Genomic DNA, 21,178 nt, shown 5'->3' with positions numbered 1-21,178 from the left:
GGGCTGGCGCGACGGCGCTCAGACTGCGGCGGCCGGTTGCGCGAACACGGGGCGCGCCGGCGTGCCGGCCGACACGGTCAGCACGTCGTAGCCGGTTTCGGTGACGAGCACCGTATGCTCCCACTGCGCGGACAGGCTGCGGTCGCGCGTCTTGACCGTCCACTGGTCGGGCATCGTGCGGATGTCGCGCTTGCCGGCGTTGATCATCGGCTCGATCGTGAAGATCATCCCGGGCTTCAGTTCGATGCCCGTGCCCGGACGGCCGTAGTGGACGACCTGCGGATCCTCGTGGAACACCGTGCCGATGCCGTGGCCGCAGTATTCGCGCACGACGCTGTAGCCCTGCGCTTCCGCATGCTTCTGGATCGCGTAGCCGATGTCGCCGAGGTGCGCGCCGGGCTTGACCTGGTCGATGCCGAGCCACATGCACTCGTAGGTGGTCTGCACGAGGCGCCTCGCGAGGATCGAGCCCTCGCCGACGATGAACATCCGGCTCGTGTCGCCGAAGTAGCCGTTCTTGATCACGGTGACGTCGATGTTCAGCGCGTCGCCGTTCTTGATCACCTTCTCGCCGGGAATGCCGTGGCAGATCACGTCGTTGACCGAAATGCAGGTGGCCTTCGGGTACGGCGGATAGCCGGGCGGCTGGTAGTTCAGCGGCGCGGGGATCGTGCCCTGTTCGTTGAGCATGAACTCGTGGCAGAGGCGATCGAGTTCGGCGGTCGTGATGCCCGCGACGACGTGCGGCGTGATGAAGTCGAGCACTTCGCTCGCGAGACGGCAGGCGACGCGCATCTCGGCGATGTCGTGTTCGTTTTTGAGCGTAATAGCCATCGAGGTATGCCTGGAATGCGGTGAATTGATGGATTATCGCACCTTATGGCGGGCCTCGCAGCCCCTGCCGGCCGCGCGGATGCGGGTTTTCGCCGATTGTCCGGCCGACTGCCGCACGGCTGGCGAAAGTGGTGCGCGACTTGAGAGTCGACAAGTCGGCGTGCTATACTCTTTGGCTAAGTCGACATCCAAATGCCGAGTTTGCCCCGTCTTGGGGCGGCATCGCGGTGAAAGGCTTACGGCACGGGCGTTTTGCACGTGCCGAATCGCAAGCCGGCGCAACCAGGGTGCCGATCGCGTGGAATCAGGTTCCTTTCGGGGCAGGTTCGCGCGGCGGTACGGCAGCCGGCTTAAGACCCAACCCTCGTGGAGAATTCACATGGCAGTTACGATGCGCCAAATGCTGGAAGCGGGTGTCCACTTCGGTCACCAGACGCGCTTCTGGAACCCGAAGATGGCACCGTTCATTTTCGGTCACCGCAACAAGATTCACATCATCAACCTCGAAAAGACGCTGCCGATGTTCACGGACGCACAGAAGTACGTGCGCCAGCTGGCAGCGAACCGCGGCACGATCCTGTTCGTCGGCACGAAGCGCCAGTCGCGCGACACGATCGCCCAGGAAGCGCAGCGCGCAGGCATGCCGTACGTCAATGCACGCTGGCTCGGCGGCATGATGACCAACTTCAAGACGCTGAAGGTGTCGATCAAGCGCCTGAAGGACATGGAAGCGGCCGTCGAATCGGGCGAAACCGAGAAGATGAGCAAGAAGGAAGCGCTGCTGTTCGAACGTGAAATCGCCAAGCTGCAGAAGTCGATCGGCGGCGTGAAGGACATGGGCGGCATTCCGGACGCGATCTTCGTCGTCGACGTCGGCTACCACAAGATTGCCGTCACGGAAGCGAACAAGCTGGGCGTGCCGGTCATCGCCGTGGTCGACACGAACCACTCGCCGGAAGGTGTGGACTACGTGATCCCGGGTAACGACGACTCGAGCAAGGCAGTCGCGCTGTACGCGGAAGGCGTGGCGGACGCGATCCTGGAAGGCCGTGCGAACGCGGTCAACGAAGTGGTCCAGGCAGCGCGCGGCGACGACGAGTACGTCGAGGAAAACGCGTAACTGGCCCCGAGCCGGCGCAAAAAGGGGGCTCTCAACAGGCCCCCTTTTTTTAAGCTTGTGCGCCGGACCTGATCGCGCCGAATCGGCGCGGGTCCGGAAACGAATCTCGGCCGTTCGCGTCCAAGCGGGCGGCGTTGTGAATACAGACTCAAGGAGCGAATGATGGCGGCAATTACCGCAAGCATGGTGGCAGAACTGCGCGCAAAGACCGACGCACCGATGATGGAGTGCAAGAAGGCGCTGACGGAAGCCGACGGCGATCTGGCCAAGGCTGAAGAGCTGCTGCGCGTCAAGCTCGGCAACAAGGCGAGCAAGGCGGCATCGCGCGTGACGGCCGAAGGCGTCGTCGCATCGTTCGTCGGCGGCAACGCAGGCGCGCTGGTCGAACTGAACTGCGAAACCGACTTCGTCGCGAAGAACGACGACTTCCTCGCATTCTCGAAGACGGTCGCCGAACTCGTCGCGACGCAGAACCCGGCCGACGTGGCCGCGCTGTCGGCGCTGCCGCTCGACGGCAAGACGGTCGACGCAGTGCGTCTGGAGCTGATCGGCAAGATCGGCGAGAACGTGTCGATCCGCCGTTTCGTCCGCTTCGAAACCGCGAACAAGATCGCAACGTACCTGCACGGCGCGCGTATCGGCGTGATCGTCGAGTACACGGGTGCGGAAGAGCAGGTCGGCAAGGACGTCGCGATGCACATCGCGGCAATGAAGCCGGTCGCGCTGTCGTCGGCCGGCGTGCCGGCCGAGCTGATCGAGACGGAACGCCGCGTGGCCGAGCAGAAGGCTGCGGAATCGGGCAAGCCGGCCGAGATCGTCGCGAAGATGGTCGACGGCAGCGTCCAGAAGTACCTGAAGGAAGTGTCGCTGCTGAACCAGACGTTCGTGAAGAACGACAAGCAGACGATCGAGCAGATGCTGAAGGCAGCGGATTCCGCAGTGCAAAAGTTCGCACTGTTCGTCGTCGGCGAAGGCATCGAGAAGCGCCAGGACGACTTCGCCGCCGAAGTGGCCGCGCAAGTCGCAGCAGCAAAGCAGCAGTAAGCAGTCAGGCAGTATCCGCGGCGGGCGTCCGCTCCGCCGCGGCCGGCGGCGCCGCCGGCCGGCCGGGAACCCCGGTCCGACCGTCGGCGCTTGCCCGAATCAGTATTTCGCCCCTACAGTTCGTGGTTGTCATCCTCTCGTCGCTCGGAAGCCCCTATGTCCAATGCCTATAAACGCGTCCTCCTCAAACTCTCCGGCGAAGCGCTGATGGGCGACGACGCCTTTGGCATCAATCGCGCGACGATCGAACGGATGGTGGCCGATATCGCCGAAGTCGTACGTCTCGGTACGCAGCTCGCGGTCGTGATCGGTGGCGGTAATATTTTCCGCGGTGTCGCGGGCGGCGCAGCCGGCATGGACCGTGCGACGGCCGACTACATGGGGATGCTCGCGACGATGATGAACGCGCTGGCGCTGCAGGACGCGATGCGCCACGCCGGCATCGAGGCGCGCGTGCAGTCCGCGCTGCGGATGGACCAGGTCGTCGAGCCGTACATTCGGCCCCGCGCGATCCGCCAGCTCGAGGAAGGCCGCGTCGTGATCTTCGCGGCAGGCACCGGCAACCCGTTCTTCACGACGGACACCGCCGCGGCACTGCGCGGCTCGGAAGTGGGCGCCGAGGTCGTACTGAAGGCGACCAAGGTCGATGGCGTATATTCTGCCGATCCGAAGAAGGATCCGTCGGCCACGCGCTACACGACGATCAGCTTCGACGAGGCGATCAGCCGCAACCTGCAGGTGATGGACGCGACGGCCTTTGCGCTGTGCCGCGACCAGAAGCTGCCGATTCGCGTGTTTTCGATCAACAAGCCGGGCGCGCTCAAGCGCATCGTGCTGGGCGAGGACGAAGGTACGCTCGTCCACGTGTAAACTCCCGCGGATGCGGGTCGTCGGCCCAGGTGTGCGTGTCGCGCCGGGCAGCGCCCGCGTTTTTTGAAGGTTTGAAGGTTCGGAGGTTGAAATGAGTGTCGCTGATACCAAGAAGGGCGTCGAGCAGAAGATGCAGCGCTCGATCGATGCATTCAAGAGCGATCTGGCGAAGATCCGTACGGGCCGTGCGCACACCGGCATGCTCGATCACGTGCAGGTCGACTATTACGGGTCGATGGTGCCGATCTCGCAGGTTGCCAACATGACGCTCGTCGACGCACGCACGATCGGTGTGCAGCCGTGGGAAAAGCCGATGGTCGCGAAGGTCGAGAAGGCCATTCGCGAAGCCGATCTCGGCCTGAACCCGGCAACGTCCGGCGACCTGATCCGCGTGCCGATGCCCGCACTGACGGAAGAGCGCCGCCGCGAACTGACCAAGGTCGTCAAGAGCGAAGGCGAAACGGCCAAGGTCGCGATCCGCAACCTGCGCCGCGACGCGAACGAAGCGCTCAAGAAGCTCGTGAAGGACAAGGAAATCTCGGAAGACGACGAGCGCCGTGCGAGCGACGACGTGCAGAAGCTGACCGACAAGCACGTCGCCGAAATCGACAAGCTCGTGCAGACCAAGGAAGCCGAGATCATGACGGTCTGACGACCGTCCTCGCGCGCCGCCTTCTTCCCGCAACTGTCTCAACGGCCATGACCTATACCAGCTCTACCGTTCGCGTGCCTGACGTCGGCGTCGTGCCGCGTCACATCGCGATCATCATGGACGGCAACGGCCGTTGGGCCACCGAACGCCGCTTGCCGCGCGTCGCGGGGCATACCCGCGGCGTCGATGCCGTGCGGGCGGTGGTCGAAGGCTGTGCGCGCGCCGGCGTCGAATACCTGACGCTGTTCGCGTTCAGTTCGGAAAACTGGCGCCGGCCGAACGACGAAGTGTCGTTCCTGATGCGGCTCTTCATCACCGCGCTCGAGCGCGAGGTGGGCAAGCTGCATGCGAACGGGATCCGCCTGCGTGTCGTCGGCGATCTCGATCGCTTCGAGCCGCGCATCCGCGAACTGATTCGCCGCGCCGAAACCAAGACGGCGCGCAACACCCGTCTTACGCTCACCATCGCTGCCAACTACGGCGGCCGGTGGGACATCCTGCAGGCGACGAAGAAGCTCGTCGAGCAGGCCGTGCGCGAGGGTCGCGAGGTCGAAGTGACCGAGGACGCATTCGCGCCGCACCTGGCGATGGCCTATGCGCCGGAGCCCGATCTCTTCATCCGTACAGGCGGCGAGCAGCGCGTCAGCAACTTCCTGCTGTGGCAGCTCGCGTACGCCGAATTCTATTTCACCGACAAATACTGGCCGGATTTCGACGGCGCGGCGCTGGCCGACGCGATGGCGTCGTATACCGAGCGTGAGCGCCGTTTCGGGCGCACGAGCGCGCAGCTCGAGCCGCAATCGCAGAACGCCGACTCCCTTTCATGCTGAAGACCCGTGTGATCACGGCGCTCGTGATGCTGGCAGTGCTGCTGCCGGTGACGCTGTTCGCGCCGCTCGCCGCGTTCGGCGCGCTGATCGGCGTCGTGCTCGTGTTTGCCGCGTGGGAGTGGGCGCGCCTGCTGAAGCTCGGTGGCGCCGGCGCGGTCGTCTATGCGGTCGTCGCGGCGCTCGCGCTGGCGGCCACCATGCCGCTCGGCATCGATGCGGCTGCATCCCGTCCCCTTTTCATGGCGGCCGGCGTGTTCTGGCTGCTGGTCGGCCCGTTCGCACTGCGGCGCAAGCCCGAACTCTCGGGCGGGGTCTGGCGGCCGTTCCTGCTGGCGGCCGGGCTGATCGTGTTCGCGGCCTGCTGGCATGCGCTCGTCGCGGCGCGCGCGCAGGGCGTGCCGTTCGTGCTGTCGCTGCTACTGGTCGTCTGGCTGGCCGATATCGGTGCATACTTCGCGGGCAAGGCCTTCGGAAAGCGTAAACTGGCCATTACGATCAGTCCCGGCAAGAGCTGGGAAGGCGCGATCGGCGGCTGGCTTGCGGTGATGGTCGTCGCCGGTGTCGCGATGGCCGCGCATGTGTTCGAGCCGACCCTGTTTTCCGCATTCGCCGTGCACTACGGAATGCCCGGTGCGTGGGCCGCGCTGACGCTGCTGGTCGCGTACAGCGTGATCGGCGACCTGTTCGAGTCGCTGCTGAAGCGGCAGGCCGGTGTGAAGGATTCGAGCGGACTGCTGCCCGGCCATGGCGGCGTGCTCGACCGTGTCGACGCGCTGCTGCCGGTGCTGCCGCTCGCGATGCTGCTGCTTGGTTAAACCACTATTCCTGTTATGCAAAAACGTCTGACATTGCTCGGTTCCACGGGCTCGATCGGAGACAGCACGCTCGACGTGGTCGCGCGCCACCCCGAACGATTCTCGGTCTACGCGCTGACCGCGCACCGCAACGGCGACAAGCTCGTCGAGCAGTGTCTGCGCTTCGCGCCTGAAGTGGCGGTGGTCGGCGATGCCGCGACAGCCGCGCACGTCGACGCGAAACTGCGCGCGGCGGGCAGCAAGACGACCGCGCTGCACGGGCCGCAGGCGCTCGTCGACGTGTCGAAGAGCGACGGCTGCGACACGGTGGTCGCGGCGATCGTCGGCGCGGCCGGCCTGGCGCCGAGCCTCGCGGCCGCGCGTGCCGGCAAGCGGATCCTGCTTGCGAACAAGGAAGCGCTCGTGATGTCGGGCGCGATCTTCATGGACGCCGTGCGCGACCATGGCGCGATCCTGCTGCCGGTCGACAGCGAGCACAACGCGATTTTCCAGTGCATGCCGCGCGACGCGGCCGAGCATGGCGGGATCTCGAAGATCATCCTGACCGCATCGGGCGGCCCGTTCCGTACGCGCGAGCCGGCCACGCTCGTCGACGTGACGCCGGACGAGGCGTGCAAGCACCCGAACTGGGTGATGGGCCGCAAGATCTCGGTCGATTCCGCGACGATGATGAACAAGGGTCTCGAGGTGATCGAGGCGCACTGGATCTTCGGGCTGCCGGGCGACCGGATCGACGTGCTGATCCATCCGCAAAGCGTGATCCACTCGCTCGTGTCGTACCGCGACGGCTCGGTGCTCGCGCAGCTCGGCAACCCCGACATGCGCACGCCGATCGCGCACGCGCTTGCGTTCCCCGATCGCGTCGATGCGGGTGTCGACCAGCTCGACCTCGCGCAGATCGCGCAGTTGTCGTTCGAGAAGCCCGATTACGCGCGCTTCCCGTGCCTCGCGCTTGCGCTGAAGGCGCTTGAGGAAGGCGGCATCGCGAGCGCCGCATTGAACGCGGCGAACGAAGTCGCGGTCGAAGCGTTTCTCGAGCGCCGGATCGGCTTCATGGCGATCGCGGCGACGGTCGACGCAGTGCTCAACGCGCTGCCGAACCGTGCGCCCGACGGGCTCGACGATGTCCTGGCGGCGGATGCCGAGGCTCGCCGCCTCGCCGCCGCGATTATTGCGAAAGCGCCTGCGCCACGCGTGGAGCGCGCTGTCTGAATGGAGTTCTCATGAACGTGCTGGTCGAACTGATCGCGTTTGCGGTGGCGATCGGGGTGCTGGTCGTCGTGCATGAGTACGGACATTATCGTGTCGCGCGCTGGTGCGGCGTGAAGGTGCTGCGTTTCTCCATCGGCTTCGGCCAGCCCGTTGCGCGCTGGGTCAGCCGCAAGACGGGCACCGAGTGGACGTTGTCCGCGCTGCCGCTCGGCGGTTATGTGAAGATGCTCGACGAGCGCGATCCGGGCCCCGGCGTCAAGCCGGAGGAACTCGGCCAGGCGTTCAACCGGCAGTCGGTCTACAAGCGCATCGCGATCGTCGCGGCCGGGCCGATTGCGAACTTCCTGTTGGCAATCGTGCTGTTTTCCGCCGTATTTGCCACGGGCGTGACCGAGCTGGCCGCGATCGTCGCGCCGCCGGCCGTCGGCACGGTGGCGGCCCGCGCGGGCTTCGACGGCGGCGAGACGATCGTGTCGATCCGTGACGTGCGCATAGGCGACGCGCAAGGCGGCGAGTCGGAGCCGGTGCGATCGTGGTCGGACCTGCGCTGGAAGCTGCTGGCGGCCGCGTTCGATCATCGCGAGATCGTGCTCGGCGCGCGCGACGGCAGCACGACGTTCGATTTCCGCGTCGACCTTCGCAGTGTTCCCGAAAGTCAGCTCGACGACGATTTCATGGCGCACCTGGGCTTCGAGGCCGGCGACGGCACGTTGTCGGTCGCGTCGGTGCAGCCCGGCAGCGCGGCGGAGCAGGCGGGCCTGAAGGCCGGCGACAAACTCGTGGCGCTCGACGGCAAGCCGATCGGCGGCGCGTCGCGCTTCATCGATTTCGTCAAGCACCATGCGGGCAAGGCGCTCGACCTGCGGATCGAGCGCAACGGCGCCGCGCAGACGGTATCGATCGTGCCGCAGATGCAGCGCGACGACGAATCGGGTCAGCAGGTCGGCCGCATCGGCGCGGCGCTGTCGATGCACGCGCCGTCCGTCGACGTGCGCTACGGGCCGATCGAGAGCCTGCGGCTCGGCGTGCACCGCACGTGGGACATCTCCGTGTATTCGCTGCGGATGTTCGGGCGCATGATCACCGGCAACGCGTCGCTGAAGAACCTGTCCGGCCCCGTGACGATCGCCGACTACGCGGGCAAGAGCGCGCGGCTCGGTCCGTCGGCGTTCCTGTCGTTCCTCGCCCTTGTCAGCATTAGCCTTGGCGTCCTGAACTTGTTGCCGATTCCCGTTTTGGACGGGGGGCATCTGTTATATTATGCGGTTGAAGCCGCGACCGGGAAAGCCGTCTCGGAGCGCTGGCAACTGATTCTGCAAAGAGCCGGGTTGATCTGCATCGTCGCGTTGTCGGCGATCGCGCTGTTCAACGATCTGGCTCGGTTAATCCATTTCTGAAGCGTCAGGCGGCCGCCGCTGGGCAGCCGCCCGATTTGATGCAGCTAAATATTGGGGATGCATGTTGTTCAAACCTCATCGCTTTGTACCTAAGACAGTTGCAGCGGCCGCGCTCGCCGCTCACGGCCTCGCGGCGCATGCAGCGGCACCGTTCGTGGTGCAAGACATCAAGATCGAGGGGCTGCAGCGCGTCGAAGCGGGTTCGGTGTTCGCCTACCTGCCGATCAAGCAGGGCGATACCTTCACGGACGACAAGGCATCCGAAGCAATCCGCGCGTTGTACGCGACGGGCTTTTTCAACGACGTGCGCATCGCCACGCAGGGCAACGTCGTGATCGTGCAGGTGCAGGAGCGTCCGGCCATCGCGTCGATCGACTTCACCGGCACGAAGGAATTCGACAAGGACAACCTGACGAAGGCGCTGCGCGCCGTCGGTCTCGCCGACGGCCGCTACTACGACAAGGCGCTCGTCGACAAGGCGGAGCAGGAGCTCAAGCGCCAGTACCTGACGCGCGGCTTCTACGCGGCCGAAGTCAAGACGACGGTCACGCCGGTCGACGCGAACCGCGTGTCGATCCTGTTCGCGGTGGCCGAAGGCCCGAGTGCGAAGATCCGCCAGATCAACTTCATCGGCAACAAGGCGTTCAGCACCAGCACGCTGCGCGACGAGATGCAGCTGTCGACGCCGAACTGGTTCTCGTGGTACACGAAGAACGACCTGTACTCGAAGGAAAAGCTGACGGGCGACCTCGAGGCCGTGCGCTCGTACTACCTGAACCGCGGTTACCTCGAGTTCAACATCGAGTCGACCCAGGTATCGATCTCGCCCGACAAGAAGGACATGTACCTGACGGTCACGCTGCACGAAGGCGAGCCGTACACGGTGTCGGGCATCAAGCTGTCGGGCAACCTGCTCGATCGCGAGGCCGAACTCAACAAGCTGATCAAGATCAAGCCGGGCGACCGCTTCTCGGCCGAAAAGCTGCAGCAGACCACCAAGTCGATCGTCGACAAGCTCGGTGAATACGGTTATGCATTCGCGGCCGTCAATGCGCAGCCGGACATCGACCAGGCGAACCACAAGGTGAACCTGAACCTCGTCGTCGATCCGAGCCGCCGCGTGTACGTGCGCCGCATCAACGTCGTCGGCAACACGCGTACGCGCGACGAAGTGGTGCGCCGCGAAATGCGCCAGCTCGAAAGCTCGTGGTTCGATTCGAACCGTCTCGCGCTGTCGAAGGACCGCGTGAACCGTCTCGGCTACTTCACCAACGTCGACGTGACGACGGTGCCGGTCGAAGGCACGAACGACCAGGTCGACGTGAACGTGAAGGTCGACGAAAAGCCGACCGGCGCGATCACGCTGGGCGCCGGCTTCTCGTCGACGGACAAGGTCGTGCTGTCGGCCGGCGTGTCGCAGGACAACGTGTTCGGCTCGGGCACCAGTCTGTCGGTGAACGTCAACACCGCGAAGAGCTACCGTACGCTGACCGTCACGCAGGTCGACCCGTACTTCACGGTCGACGGCATCAAGCGGATCACGGACGTCTTCTACCGCACGTACCAGCCGCTCTACTATTCGACGAGCTCGAGCTTCCGGATCATCAGCGCCGGCGGCAACCTGAAGTTCGGCATCCCGTTCTCGGAAGTCGATACCGTCTACTTCGGCGCGGGCTTCGAGCAGAACCGCCTCGACGTCGATTCGAACACGCCGCAGAGCTACCAGGATTACGTGAACGAGTTCGGCCGCGTGTCGAACACGGTGCCGCTGACCGTCGCATGGTCGCGCGACGCACGCGACAGCGCGCTGATCCCGAGCCGCGGCTACTTCACGCAGGCGAACGTCGAATACGGCGTGCCGGTCGGCAAGATCCAGTACTACAAGGCCGACCTGCAGGCGCAGTATTACTATTCGTTCTCGCGCGGCTTCATCCTCGGCATGAACCTGCAGGGCGGCTACGGTAACGGTATCGGCAACCCGTACCCGATCTTCAAGAACTACTACGCGGGCGGTATCGGCTCCGTGCGTGGCTACGAGCCGAGCTCGCTGGGCCCGCGCGACACCAAGACGAACGACCCGATCGGCGGTTCGAAGATGCTGGTCGGCAACATCGAGCTGACGTTCCCGCTGCCGGGCACCGGCTACGACCGCACGCTGCGCGTGTTCACGTTCCTCGACGGCGGTAACGTGTGGGGCAACGCGCCGGGCGGCACGAGTACGGGCGCCAACGGCCTGCGTTACGGCTACGGTGTGGGTCTCGCGTGGATCTCGCCGATCGGCCCGCTGAAGCTGAGCCTCGGCTTCCCGCTGCAGAAGCACGAAGGCGACCAGTACCAGAAATTCCAGTTCCAGATCGGGACGGCGTTCTGACCGAACGCATGACAACAGCAACGAGAGGGTAATTTTGCTAACCGGTAAGTTTTCGAAACGAGTGATGTGCGCGCTGACCGTTGCGCTGGCCCTGGGCGCGGCGACGGTTCACGCACAGGACGTCGCCCGCATCGCGGCGGTCAATTCGGATCGGATCCTGCGCGAGTCGGCGCCCGCGAAGGCGGCGCAGACGAAGCTCGAAGCCGAGTTCGCGAAGCGCGACAAGGATCTGCAGGATCTGGCGGCGCGTCTGAAGTCGATGTCCGATTCGCTCGACAAGAGCGGCACGTCGCTGTCGGCGGCCGATCGCGCGCAGAAGCAGCGCGATCTCGCCCAGCTCGATACCGATTTCCAGCGCAAGCAGCGCGAGTTCCGCGAGGACCTGAACCAGCGTCGCAACGAGGAGCTGGCGGCCGTGCTGGAGCGGGCGAACAAGGTCATCAAGCAGATCGCCGAGCAGCAGAATTACGACCTGATCGTGCAGGAAGCCGTGTACGTCAGCCCGCGCATCGACATCACCGACAAGGTGCTCAAGGCGCTCGCGTCCGGCTCGACGAACTGAACGGAGCAGACGACGAATGGCATTGACGCTTGAGGAACTCGTAAAGCGGTTCGGCGGCGAGATCGTCGGCGACGCACAGTGCAAGGTGGGCGGGCTCGCACCGCTCGACCAGGCCGGCGCTCAGCAACTCGCGTTCCTCGCGAATCCGAAGTACCTGTCGCAGGTCGAGTCGACCCGTGCAGGCGCGGTGCTGATCGCACCGAAGGACCTCGAAAAGCTGGGCGCGGCCGCTAACGGCCGCAATTTCATTGTGACGCCGAATCCGTACGCGTACTTCGCGCGCGTCGCGCAGATGTTCATCGACCTGGCCGCGCCGCCGCGCGCCGCCGGCGTGCATCCGAGCGCGACGATCGATCCGGCCGCGAAGGTCGCCGCGAGCGCGGTGATCGGCCCGCACGTGACGGTCGAGGCCGGCGCGGTGATCGAGGACGGCGTGCAGCTCGACGCGAACGTATTCGTTGGCCGCGGCACGACGATCGGCGCGGGCTCGCACGTTTATCCGAACGCATCGGTGTACCACGGCTGCAAGGTCGGCCCGCGCGCGATCATCCATTCGGGCGCGGTGATCGGCTCCGACGGCTTCGGCTTCGCGCCGGATTTCGTCGGCGACGGCGACGCACGCACCGGTAGCTGGGTCAAGATCCCGCAGGTCGGCGGCGTATCGATCGGCCCGGACGTCGAGATCGGCGCGAACACGACGATCGATCGTGGCGCGATGGCGGATACCGTCATCGAGGAATGCGTGAAGATCGACAACCAGGTGCAAATCGCCCATAACTGCCGGATCGGTGCCTACACGGTGATCGCCGGCAAGGCAGGCATTGCGGGCAGCACGACGATCGGCCGCCACTGCATGATCGGCGGCGCGGCCGGGATCGCCGGCCACGTGACGCTCGGCGACTATGTCATCATCACCGCGAATTCGGGCGTGTCGAAGTCGCTGCCGAAGGCAGGCATCTATACCAGCGCGTTCCCGGCCGTCGACCACGGCGAATGGAACAAGAGCGCCGCGCTCGTGCGCAACCTCGACAAGCTGCGCGACCGCATCAAGGCGCTCGAAGCCGCGCTCGCCGCCCAGGGCGGCACGGACGCCTGAGCGCGCCATGCGAGACCACCAACCGGGCACGGCCAGCGCAACCGGCCCGGTTTGCCAGACTGGGCCGCGGGGCGGCCCGCTTCAGCCTTTGCATCACCACCGCGCAGCCTCTGCGTGAGACGAACCATCATGAGCACTGAAAAAATCAATCTCGACATCCACAAGATCCTCACGCTGCTGCCGCATCGCTACCCGATTCTGCTCGTCGATCGCGTGCTCGAACTCGAGCCGCACAAAGGGATCAAAGCGCTGAAGAACGTGTCGATCAACGAGCCGTTCTTCCAGGGGCATTTCCCGAAGCGGCCGGTGATGCCGGGCGTGCTGATCCTCGAGGCGCTCGCGCAGGCCGCGGCGCTGCTGACCTTCGCGGAAGAGCAGCCGAAGGATCCGGAGAACACGCTGTACTACTTCGTCGGGATCGACGGCGCGCGCTTCAAGCGCGTGGTCGAGCCGGGCGACCAACTGATTCTGAACGTGACGTTCGAACGCTACATCCGCGGCATCTGGAAGTTCAAGGCGGTGGCGGAAGTGGACGGCAAGGTGGCGGCGGAAGCCGAACTGATGTGCACGGTCAAGACGGCCGACGCGGCGCCCTGAGCGACGCGGCACGCATCGGCAACGCAACGCGACACATCACATCGAGAGGCAACGGCGCATGACCAGGATTCATCCCACCGCGATTGTCGAACCGGGCGCGCAGATCGACGAATCGGTCGAGATCGGCCCGTATGCGATCGTCGGCCCGAACGTCACGATCGGCGCGCGCACGACGATCGGCTCGCACAGCGTGATCGAAGGCCACACGACGATCGGCGAGGACAACCGCATCGGCCATTACGCATCGGTCGGTGGCCGTCCACAGGACATGAAGTACAAGGACGAGCCGACGAAGCTCGTGATCGGCAACCGCAACACGATCCGCGAATTCACGACGATCCACACGGGCACCGTGCAGGACGTCGGCGTGACGACGCTCGGCGACGACAACTGGATCATGGCCTACGTGCACATCGGCCATGACTGCAAGGTCGGCAGCAACGTCATCATGTCGAGCAACGCGCAGATGGCCGGCCACGTCGAGATCGGCGACTGGGCGATCGTCGGCGGGATGTCGGGCGTCCACCAGTTCGTGCGCATCGGCGCGCACTCGATGCTGGGCGGCGCGTCGGCGCTCGTGCAGGACATTCCGCCGTTCGTGATCGCGGCAGGCAACAAGGCCGAGCCGCACGGGATCAACGTCGAAGGGCTGCGTCGGCGCGGCTTCTCGGCCGATGCGATCTCGGCGCTGCGCAGCGCGTACCGCCTGCTGTACAAGAACGGCCTGTCGCTCGAAGAGGCGAAGGTGCAGCTGCGCGAGCTGGCGGAGGCGGGCGGCGACGGCGATGCGCCGGTGAAGGCGCTCGTCGAGTTCGTCAACGCGTCCCAGCGCGGCATCATCCGCTAAGCGATGCCGCTTCCGACCAATCAGCTCCGGCTCGCGATGGTGGCCGGCGAGCCGTCGGGCGACCTGCTCGCGGCGTCGCTGCTCGGCGGGCTGCGCGAGCGGCTGCCCGAATCGGCCCAGTATTACGGGATCGGCGGGCCGCGCATGATCGCGCAGGGCTTCGACTCGCACTGGCAGATGGACAAGCTGACCGTGCGCGGTTATGTCGAGGCGCTGGGCCAGATTCCCGAGATCCTGCGGATTCGCGGCGAGCTGAAACGCCAGCTGCTCGCGGAGCGGCCGGACGCGTTCATCGGCATCGACGCGCCGGATTTCAACTTCAACGTCGAACAGGCCGCGCGCGACGCAGGCATCCCGTCGATCCACTTCGTGTGCCCGTCGATCTGGGCATGGCGCGGCGGCCGGATCAAGAAGATCGCCAAGTCCGTCGATCACATGCTGTGCCTGTTCCCGTTCGAGCCGGCGATTCTCGACAAGGCAGGCGTCGCATCGACCTACGTCGGCCATCCACTGGCCGACGAGATCCCGCTCGAGCCCGACACGCACGGCGCGCGCATCGCGCTGGGCCTGCCCGCAGACGGCCCCGTGATCGCGGTGCTGCCGGGCAGCCGGCGCTCGGAGATCGCGCTGATCGGCCCGACCTTCTTCGCGGCGATGGCGCTGATGCAGCAACGCGAGCCCGGCGTGCGGTTCGTGATGCCGGCGGCGACGCCCGCGTTGCGCGAGCTGCTGCAGCCGCTCGTCGACGCGCATCCGCAACTTGCGCTGACGATCACCGACGGCCGCTCGCAAGTCGCGATGACGGCCGCTGACGCAATCCTCGTGAAGAGCGGCACCGTCACGCTGGAAGCTGCGCTGCTGAAGAAGCCGATGGTGATCTCGTACAAGGTGCCCTGGCTGACCGGGCAGATCATGCGCCGGCAGGGCTACCTGCCGTATGTCGGCTTGCCGAACATCCTGGCGGGGCGCTTCGTCGTGCCCGAGCTGCTGCAGCATTTCGCGACGCCCGAGGCGCTCGCCGATGCGACGCTCACGCAGTTGCGCGACGACGCGAACCGCCGCACGCTGACCGAAGTGTTTACCGAAATGCATCTTTCGCTGCGGCAGAACACGGCCGCGAAGGCGGCCGAAGCGGTCGTGCGCGTGCTCGAGCAACGCAAGGGGCGCGCATGACGGCAGCACGTGTACCACGCCGCCGCGCGTCGAGCGACGTGCAGGGCGGCTTCGACTTCAGCCGGCCCGACGAGATCGTCTGCGGCGTCGACGAAGCCGGCCGCGGCCCGCTCGCGGGGCCGGTGGTGGCCGCCGCGGTGATCCTCGATCCGGCGCAGCCGATCGACGGGCTCGACGATTCGAAGGCGCTGTCCGCGAAGAAGCGCGACGCGCTGTACGACCTGATCGTCGCGCGTTCGCGCGCGTATTGCGTCGCGTCGGCAAGCGTCGACGAAATCGATACGCTGAATATCCTGCACGCGACGATGCTCGCGATGAAGCGGGCCGTCGAGGGCCTGTCGGTCCTGCCGACGCTCGCGCAGATCGACGGCAACCGCTGCCCGACGCTGACGGTGCGTGCCGAGGCGATCGTCAGCGGCGATGCGCTGGTGCCGAGCATCTCGGCCGCGTCGATCCTCGCGAAGGTCACGCGCGACCGCATGCTCGTCGACCTGCACGAACGTTTCCCGGTGTACGGTTTCAACGTGCACGCGGGCTACGGCACCGCGAAACACCTCGCCGCGCTGCGCGAGCACGGCCCGTGCGAAGCGCACCGGCGCTCGTTCGCGCCTGTGCGCGCGGCACTCGATCTGATTCGATGAAAAGCATCACTTCCCGCGACAACCCGCTGTACAAGCGCCTGAAGGCGCTCGCGGGTTCGACGCCCCATCAGCGCCGTAGCGGCCAGGCACTGCTCGAAGGATTCCATCTCGCGAGCGCGTACCTCGACACGGGCGCGACGCCCGAGCTGTGCGTGGCGACCGAAGGCGCGCTCGGCCACGCAGAGGCGCAGGCGATCGTCGCGCGCATCGACGCGCAGCGTGTCGTGACGCTGCCGGACGCGCTGTTCGGGCAGTTGTCGAATGTCGTCAACGGCGTCGGTTTCCTGCTGCTCGTCGACCGGCCGGCGCAACCGCTGCCTGAGCGCGTGACGCACACGTCCGTCGTGCTCGACGGCGTGCAGGACGCCGGCAACGTCGGCTCGATCCTGCGCAGCGCCGCCGCGGCTGGCGTGCGGCATGTGTTCTGTGCGCCGGGCACGGCCTACGCATGGTCGTCGAAGGTGCTTCGTTCGGGGATGGGCGCGCATTTCCTGCTGTCGATCCACGAGGACGTTGACGCCGTCGCGCTCGCCGAACGCCTCGACGTGCCGGTCGCGCTGACCGATTCGCATGGCGCGCAGGCGCTCTACGATTGCGACCTGTCGGGGCCCGTCGCATGGGTGTTCGGCAACGAGGGCGCCGGCGTATCGGCGTTCTGGCGCGACGCGGCCACGCATCGCGTGACGATTCCGCAGCCGGGCGGGATGGAGTCGCTGAATGTTGCCGCAGCAGCAGCGGTGTGCCTGTTCGAGCAGGTAAGACAGCAGCGGCCTGCGTGATGCCGCATGCGGGCATTCCCCGCACCACGAAAAAAGGCCGCGTTCGACGCGGCCTTTTTGTTTTCGGCGGCGGCCCAACGGCCGCAAGCGCACAGGCGCTCAGTACGACTGCCGGTCGAGGCGGATTTCCTGCAGGATCGTCGTCGCGATTTCCTCGATCGACTTGTGCGTCGACGACAGCCACTTGATCCCCTCGCGGCGCATCATCGCTTCGGCCTCGTTGATCTCGTAGCGGCAGTTCTCGGGCGCCGCGTACTTGCTGCCCGGCCGCCGCTCGTTGCGAATCTCCGACAGGCGCTGCGGGTCGATCGACAGCCCGAACAGCTTTTCACGGTGCGCGGAGAGCGCCGACGGCAGCTTGCCGCGTTCGAAGTCTTCCGGAATCAGCGGATAGTTCGCGGCTTTCACGCCGTATTGCATCGCGAGATACAGGCTCGTCGGCGTCTTGCCGCTGCGCGACACGCCGACGAGGATCACGTCGGCTTCCGACAGGTTGCGGTTCGACTGGCCGTCGTCGTGCGCGAGCGAGAAGTTGATCGCCTCGATCCGCGTCTTGTATTCCTCGGTGTCCGCGTTCTGGTGGCCGCGGCCCATCGCGTGGCTCGACTTGAGCTCCAGCTCCTGCTCGAGCGGCTCGACGAAGCGCTGGAACATGTCGAGCACGAGCGCATTGGAGCGCTTGACGATGTCGTTCGACTCGCTGTCGACGAGCGTCGTGAACACGATCGCGCGGCGGCCGTCGTGCACGGCGGCCTCGTTGATCTTCTCGACGGTCGCATAGGCCTTGTCGAGCGAGTCGACGAACGGCACGCGCACGAGACGGAATTTCTGGTCGAACTGGGAGAGGATCGAATGCGCGAAGGTTTCGGCAGTGATCCCGGTGCCGTCGGAGACGATGAAAACGGTTGGCAGCATGAATCTGGGCGTCGAACGTGAAGGGCGGTTGCGCGGGGCGGCTGGAGGTTCGCCTCCAGGCGCAGTGACAAGGTCGCGCCACATCCGGCAGCCGGCACGGTAGAATAGCGGCAACCTGTTGGATAAGCAATTGCGGGGGCAGGGCGCGAACGGCGCCCGTGGCTTGGCCGCTTGATTCCAAAATTCCCGGCAAGTTTGGCGATTTGTCTGCAAATATCGCCCTTCTGCCGGGATTTTTGCAAATCGGGTCGGAAGATTTTCCGCCGCTGCGATTGTTTATCTAACAGGTTGCGCAAGACGCGCCGCGCCTTTTTGCAAGCGCCCGCGTCCAAGCCCACTTGCGCGATCGAGCATTTTTTTCACACTTAGGGGCTTGTATGACTAACGCAGCAAACGTCGCAAAGGACCAGGCGTATGTAATTCCGTTCGAGCAGTTGCGGATGACCGATGTGGAGATCGTCGGCGGCAAGAATGCGTCGCTCGGCGAGATGATCAGCCAGCTTTCCGAAGCAGGCGTTCGCGTGCCCACCGGTTTCGCCACGACCGCGCTCGCGTTCCGCGATTTCCTCACGCACAACGACCTTACCGACCGTATCGCCAAGCGTCTCGAGTCGCTCGACATCGACGACGTGAAGGCGCTCGCCGAAGCCGGTGCCGAAATCCGCAAGTGGATCGTCGACGCGCCGATGCAGGCGCGCCTCGAGCAGGAAATCCGCGCGCAGTTCGAAGTCCTGAAGAACGGCTCGCCGGCCGAGCTGTCGTTTGCCGTGCGCTCGTCCGCGACCGCGGAAGACCTGCCCGACGCATCGTTCGCCGGCCAGCAGGAGTCGTACCTGAACGTCGTCGGCATCGAAGACGTGCTCGACCGCATGAAGCACGTGTTCGCGTCGCTGTATAACGACCGCGCGATCTCGTACCGCGTGCACAAGGGCTTCACGCACGCCGAGGTCGCACTGTCGGCCGGCGTGCAGCGCATGGTCCGCTCGGACGTCGGCGCCGCCGGCGTGATGTTCACGATCGATACCGAATCGGGCTTCAAGGACGCCGTGTTCATCACGTCGAGCTACGGCCTGGGCGAAACCGTCGTGCAGGGCGCGGTGAACCCGGACGAGTTCTATGTGTTCAAGACGACGCTCGCACAGGACAAGTACCCGATCATCCGCCGCTCGATCGGCTCGAAGCTGATCAAGATGGAATTCACGCAGCCGGGCGAGCCGGGCCGCGTGAAGACGGTCGACGTGCCGCACGAGCAGCGCAACCGCTACTCGATCACCGACGAGGACGTGATCGAGCTGGCGAAGTACGCGGTCATCATCGAGAAGCACTACCAGCGTCCGATGGACATCGAGTGGGGCAAGGACGGCCGTGACGGCAAGATCTTCATCCTGCAGGCACGCCCGGAAACGGTGAAGAGCCAGGCGACCGGCAAGGCCGAGCAGCGCTTCAAGCTGAAGGGCCAGTCGCAGGTGCTCGCGACGGGCCGTGCGATCGGCCAGAAGATCGGCGCGGGCCCCGTGCGCGTGATCCAGGATCCGTCGGAAATGGAACGCGTGCAGCCGGGCGACGTGCTGGTTGCCGACATGACCGACCCGAACTGGGAGCCGGTGATGAAGCGCGCGGCTGCGATCGTCACGAACCGTGGCGGCCGGACCTGCCACGCGGCGATCATCGCGCGTGAGCTCGGCGTGCCGGCGGTGGTCGGCTGCGGCGACGCGACCGACATCCTGAAGGACGGCGCGCTCGTCACCGTGTCGTGCGCGGAAGGCGACGAAGGCAAGATCTACGACGGCCTGCTCGAGACGGAAGTCACGGAAGTGCAGCGCGGCGAACTGCCGGAAATCCCGGTCAAGATCATGATGAACGTCGGCAACCCGCAGCTCGCGTTCGACTTCTCGCAACTGCCGAACGCCGGCGTGGGCCTCGCGCGTCTCGAGTTCATCATCAACAACAACATCGGCGTACACCCGAAGGCGATTCTCGAGTACCCGAACATCGACCAGGACCTGAAGAAGGCCGTCGAGAGCGTTGCGCGCGGCCACGCGTCGCCGCGTCAGTTCTACGTCGACAAGCTGACGGAAGGTGTCGCGACGATCGCCGCGGCGTTCTATCCGAAGCCCGTGATCGTGCGTCTGTCCGACTTCAAGTCGAACGAGTACAAGAAGCTGATCGGCGGTTCGCGTTACGAGCCGGACGAGGAAAACCCGATGCTGGGTTTCCGCGGCGCATCGCGCTACATCGCCGAAGACTTCGCGCCGGCGTTCGAGATGGAGTGCCGAGCACTGAAGCGCGTGCGCGACGAGATGGGCCTGACCAACGTCGAGATCATGGTGCCGTTCGTGCGTACCGTGAAGCAGGCGGAGCGTGTCGTCGGCCTGCTCGAGAAGTTCGGCCTGAAGCGCGGCGAAAACGGCTTGCGCCTCGTGATGATGTGCGAAGTCCCGACCAACGCGATCCTCGCCGAAGAGTTCCTGCAGCACTTCGACGGTTTCTCGATCGGCTCGAACGACCTCACGCAGCTCACGCTCGGCCTCGATCGCGACTCGGGCATGGAACTGCTGGCAGTCGACTTCGACGAACGCGACCCGGCCGTCAAGTTCCTGCTGAAGCGTGCGATCGATACCTGCCGCAAGATGGGCAAGTACGTCGGCATCTGCGGCCAGGGCCCGTCCGATCACCCGGATTTCGCGCAGTGGCTGACCGATGAAGGCATCGTGTCGATCTCGCTGAACCCGGACACGATCATCGAAACGTGGCAGGCGCTCGCCAACCGGAAGTAACGGTCGGTAACGCACCTTCGGCGAAAGGGCGGCGCCGCCGCGCTTTCGTTGAAGGCGAAATGCAAGGTTCGTGCTATAAACACCCCGGTAAGCACCGGGGTGTTTTTGTTTGTCGGGACGCGCCGGGCCGCCCCAAGCGTGCCGACCGCCCCCTCGGGGGGGCAGCGAACGCAGTGAGCGTGGGGGCGTTTTCTGGAGGCCAAAATGATGTCCGGGCATTTGTTCTGGTGGGTCGCGGTGGGCGTGCTGGTCGTGGCCGAGCTGCTGACGGGCACGTTCTACCTGCTGATGATCGCGCTCGGCTTTCTCGCGGGCGGGTTGCTGCAGCTGGCCGGTTTCGCGCCGCACGTGCAGTTCGGCGCGGCGGCCGCGGTCGCGATCATCTCGATGATCGTGCTGCGCCGTTCGGGGCTCGGCCGCAAGCAGAAGCGCGACACGTCGACGAATCCCGACGTCAATCTCGATATCGGCTCGACCGTCACGGTCGATGCGTGGCGTGACGGCCGCGCGCGCGTGCAGTATCGCGGCGCCGACTGGGACGTCGAGCTGGCGAACGGCGAGCGCGACGACGCGCACGTGTATCAGGTGAGCGCCGTGCGAGGTAACTGTCTCGTGGTCGTGGCGAAACCCGCGGGCTGATTGTCCG

General features: G+C 65.5%; 20 protein-coding genes. 18 read left to right on the top strand and 2 right to left on the bottom strand.

Going from position 1 to position 21,178, the window contains the following annotated elements; all coding sequences use genetic code 11:
* Window positions 1-18: 18 nt before the first annotated feature.
* The gene (gene map / locus ABD05_RS16295; protein WP_047901009.1) at window positions 19-834 is read right to left on the bottom strand and encodes a type I methionyl aminopeptidase; all 816 of its coding nucleotides are present in this window, start codon (window positions 832-834) and stop codon (window positions 19-21) included.
* Window positions 835-1,213: 379 nt separating this feature from the next.
* Here map and rpsB point away from each other — a divergent pair, with 379 nt between their 5' ends.
* The 16 genes from rpsB to ABD05_RS16215 all read left to right on the top strand — a co-directional run bounded on the left by rpsB (window position 1,214) and on the right by ABD05_RS16215 (window position 16,840).
* Window positions 1,214-1,954 carry a 30S ribosomal protein S2 gene (gene rpsB, locus ABD05_RS16290; RefSeq protein ID WP_011352461.1) on the top strand — a complete coding sequence of 247 codons (741 nt, stop codon included), beginning with the start codon at window positions 1,214-1,216 and terminating at the stop codon, window positions 1,952-1,954.
* A 162-nt stretch (window positions 1,955-2,116) separates the two neighbouring features.
* Complete coding sequence (gene tsf / locus ABD05_RS16285; protein WP_047901008.1) at window positions 2,117-2,998, top strand: translation elongation factor Ts; 882 nt, start codon at window positions 2,117-2,119, stop codon at window positions 2,996-2,998.
* A 156-nt stretch (window positions 2,999-3,154) separates the two neighbouring features.
* The gene (gene pyrH, locus ABD05_RS16280) at window positions 3,155-3,868 is read left to right on the top strand and encodes a UMP kinase (RefSeq protein WP_006402648.1); all 714 of its coding nucleotides are present in this window, start codon (window positions 3,155-3,157) and stop codon (window positions 3,866-3,868) included.
* A 91-nt stretch (window positions 3,869-3,959) separates the two neighbouring features.
* The gene (gene frr, locus ABD05_RS16275) at window positions 3,960-4,520 is read left to right on the top strand and encodes a ribosome recycling factor (protein ID WP_047901007.1); all 561 of its coding nucleotides are present in this window, start codon (window positions 3,960-3,962) and stop codon (window positions 4,518-4,520) included.
* 47 nt (window positions 4,521-4,567) lie between these two features.
* Window positions 4,568-5,350 carry a polyprenyl diphosphate synthase gene (gene uppS, locus ABD05_RS16270; RefSeq protein WP_006478494.1) on the top strand — a complete coding sequence of 261 codons (783 nt, stop codon included), beginning with the start codon at window positions 4,568-4,570 and terminating at the stop codon, window positions 5,348-5,350.
* A complete protein-coding gene (locus tag ABD05_RS16265) occupies window positions 5,344-6,165 on the top strand; it encodes a phosphatidate cytidylyltransferase (RefSeq protein ID WP_047901006.1) in 822 nt (273 codons plus the stop codon). The genes uppS and ABD05_RS16265 overlap by 7 nt, the downstream gene beginning before the upstream one ends.
* Window positions 6,166-6,180: 15 nt before the next feature.
* Window positions 6,181-7,377, top strand: a complete 1,197-nt coding sequence (locus tag ABD05_RS16260) for a 1-deoxy-D-xylulose-5-phosphate reductoisomerase (protein WP_047901005.1) — start codon at window positions 6,181-6,183, stop codon at window positions 7,375-7,377.
* A gap of 11 nt (window positions 7,378-7,388) precedes the next feature.
* Window positions 7,389-8,774 carry an RIP metalloprotease RseP gene (gene rseP / locus ABD05_RS16255; protein WP_047901004.1) on the top strand — a complete coding sequence of 462 codons (1,386 nt, stop codon included), beginning with the start codon at window positions 7,389-7,391 and terminating at the stop codon, window positions 8,772-8,774.
* A gap of 61 nt (window positions 8,775-8,835) precedes the next feature.
* The gene (gene bamA, locus ABD05_RS16250; RefSeq protein WP_047901003.1) at window positions 8,836-11,145 is read left to right on the top strand and encodes an outer membrane protein assembly factor BamA; all 2,310 of its coding nucleotides are present in this window, start codon (window positions 8,836-8,838) and stop codon (window positions 11,143-11,145) included.
* A gap of 64 nt (window positions 11,146-11,209) precedes the next feature.
* Window positions 11,210-11,707 carry an OmpH/Skp family outer membrane protein gene (locus ABD05_RS16245; protein WP_047901002.1) on the top strand — a complete coding sequence of 166 codons (498 nt, stop codon included), beginning with the start codon at window positions 11,210-11,212 and terminating at the stop codon, window positions 11,705-11,707.
* A gap of 16 nt (window positions 11,708-11,723) precedes the next feature.
* Window positions 11,724-12,803: a UDP-3-O-(3-hydroxymyristoyl)glucosamine N-acyltransferase gene (gene lpxD / locus ABD05_RS16240; RefSeq protein WP_047901001.1), complete on the top strand. Its 1,080-nt coding sequence runs from the start codon at window positions 11,724-11,726 to the stop codon at window positions 12,801-12,803.
* 129 nt (window positions 12,804-12,932) lie between these two features.
* On the top strand, window positions 12,933-13,400 hold the full coding sequence (fabZ, locus tag ABD05_RS16235) for a 3-hydroxyacyl-ACP dehydratase FabZ (protein ID WP_006495559.1): 468 nt from the start codon (window positions 12,933-12,935) through the stop codon (window positions 13,398-13,400).
* A gap of 58 nt (window positions 13,401-13,458) precedes the next feature.
* A complete protein-coding gene (gene lpxA / locus ABD05_RS16230) occupies window positions 13,459-14,247 on the top strand; it encodes an acyl-ACP--UDP-N-acetylglucosamine O-acyltransferase (RefSeq protein WP_047901000.1) in 789 nt (262 codons plus the stop codon).
* Between the two features lie 3 nt (window positions 14,248-14,250).
* Complete coding sequence (gene lpxB / locus ABD05_RS16225) at window positions 14,251-15,420, top strand: lipid-A-disaccharide synthase (protein ID WP_047900999.1); 1,170 nt, start codon at window positions 14,251-14,253, stop codon at window positions 15,418-15,420.
* On the top strand, window positions 15,417-16,061 hold the full coding sequence (gene rnhB, locus ABD05_RS16220; RefSeq protein ID WP_047900998.1) for a ribonuclease HII: 645 nt from the start codon (window positions 15,417-15,419) through the stop codon (window positions 16,059-16,061). The genes lpxB and rnhB overlap by 4 nt, the downstream gene beginning before the upstream one ends.
* Window positions 16,058-16,840 (top strand): TrmH family RNA methyltransferase, encoded by a 783-nt coding sequence (locus ABD05_RS16215; RefSeq protein WP_047900997.1) that lies wholly within the window; start codon window positions 16,058-16,060, stop codon window positions 16,838-16,840. Before rnhB ends, ABD05_RS16215 begins: the two co-directional genes overlap by 4 nt.
* Window positions 16,841-16,939: 99 nt before the next feature.
* Here the strand turns inward: ABD05_RS16215 and ppsR are convergent, their stop codons facing one another.
* The gene (gene ppsR, locus ABD05_RS16210) at window positions 16,940-17,755 is read right to left on the bottom strand and encodes a posphoenolpyruvate synthetase regulatory kinase/phosphorylase PpsR (RefSeq protein ID WP_047900996.1); all 816 of its coding nucleotides are present in this window, start codon (window positions 17,753-17,755) and stop codon (window positions 16,940-16,942) included.
* A gap of 377 nt (window positions 17,756-18,132) precedes the next feature.
* Here ppsR and ppsA point away from each other — a divergent pair, with 377 nt between their 5' ends.
* Window positions 18,133-20,532, top strand: a complete 2,400-nt coding sequence (ppsA, locus tag ABD05_RS16205) for a phosphoenolpyruvate synthase (protein WP_047900995.1) — start codon at window positions 18,133-18,135, stop codon at window positions 20,530-20,532.
* Between the two features lie 204 nt (window positions 20,533-20,736).
* Window positions 20,737-21,171, top strand: coding sequence for an NfeD family protein (locus ABD05_RS16200; RefSeq protein WP_047900994.1), 435 nt, complete (start codon window positions 20,737-20,739; stop codon window positions 21,169-21,171).
* Window positions 21,172-21,178 lie beyond the last annotated feature (7 nt).

The organism is Burkholderia pyrrocinia (assembly GCF_001028665.1).
Lineage (GTDB): Bacteria > Pseudomonadota > Gammaproteobacteria > Burkholderiales > Burkholderiaceae > Burkholderia > Burkholderia pyrrocinia.
The sequence above is the reverse complement of the archived record's forward strand: the minus strand, read 5'-3'. Positions and strand labels throughout refer to the sequence as shown.

Excerpts from the sequence above, each read along its gene's own strand:
- map (WP_047901009.1), bottom strand. The coding sequence starts at position 834 with ATGGCTATTACGCTCAAAAACGAACACGACATCGCCGAGATGCGCGTC.
- rpsB (WP_011352461.1), top strand. The coding sequence starts at position 1,214 with ATGGCAGTTACGATGCGCCAAATGCTGGAAGCGGGTGTCCACTTCGGT.
- tsf (WP_047901008.1), top strand. The coding sequence starts at position 2,117 with ATGGCGGCAATTACCGCAAGCATGGTGGCAGAACTGCGCGCAAAGACC.
- pyrH (WP_006402648.1), top strand. The coding sequence starts at position 3,155 with ATGTCCAATGCCTATAAACGCGTCCTCCTCAAACTCTCCGGCGAAGCG.
- frr (WP_047901007.1), top strand. The coding sequence starts at position 3,960 with ATGAGTGTCGCTGATACCAAGAAGGGCGTCGAGCAGAAGATGCAGCGC.
- uppS (WP_006478494.1), top strand. The coding sequence starts at position 4,568 with ATGACCTATACCAGCTCTACCGTTCGCGTGCCTGACGTCGGCGTCGTG.
- ABD05_RS16265 (WP_047901006.1), top strand. The coding sequence starts at position 5,344 with ATGCTGAAGACCCGTGTGATCACGGCGCTCGTGATGCTGGCAGTGCTG.
- ABD05_RS16260 (WP_047901005.1), top strand. The coding sequence starts at position 6,181 with ATGCAAAAACGTCTGACATTGCTCGGTTCCACGGGCTCGATCGGAGAC.
- rseP (WP_047901004.1), top strand. The coding sequence starts at position 7,389 with ATGAACGTGCTGGTCGAACTGATCGCGTTTGCGGTGGCGATCGGGGTG.
- bamA (WP_047901003.1), top strand. The coding sequence starts at position 8,836 with ATGTTGTTCAAACCTCATCGCTTTGTACCTAAGACAGTTGCAGCGGCC.
- ABD05_RS16245 (WP_047901002.1), top strand. The coding sequence starts at position 11,210 with ATGTGCGCGCTGACCGTTGCGCTGGCCCTGGGCGCGGCGACGGTTCAC.
- lpxD (WP_047901001.1), top strand. The coding sequence starts at position 11,724 with ATGGCATTGACGCTTGAGGAACTCGTAAAGCGGTTCGGCGGCGAGATC.
- fabZ (WP_006495559.1), top strand. The coding sequence starts at position 12,933 with ATGAGCACTGAAAAAATCAATCTCGACATCCACAAGATCCTCACGCTG.
- lpxA (WP_047901000.1), top strand. The coding sequence starts at position 13,459 with ATGACCAGGATTCATCCCACCGCGATTGTCGAACCGGGCGCGCAGATC.
- lpxB (WP_047900999.1), top strand. The coding sequence starts at position 14,251 with ATGCCGCTTCCGACCAATCAGCTCCGGCTCGCGATGGTGGCCGGCGAG.
- rnhB (WP_047900998.1), top strand. The coding sequence starts at position 15,417 with ATGACGGCAGCACGTGTACCACGCCGCCGCGCGTCGAGCGACGTGCAG.
- ABD05_RS16215 (WP_047900997.1), top strand. The coding sequence starts at position 16,058 with ATGAAAAGCATCACTTCCCGCGACAACCCGCTGTACAAGCGCCTGAAG.
- ppsR (WP_047900996.1), bottom strand. The coding sequence starts at position 17,755 with ATGCTGCCAACCGTTTTCATCGTCTCCGACGGCACCGGGATCACTGCC.
- ppsA (WP_047900995.1), top strand. The coding sequence starts at position 18,133 with ATGACTAACGCAGCAAACGTCGCAAAGGACCAGGCGTATGTAATTCCG.
- ABD05_RS16200 (WP_047900994.1), top strand. The coding sequence starts at position 20,737 with ATGATGTCCGGGCATTTGTTCTGGTGGGTCGCGGTGGGCGTGCTGGTC.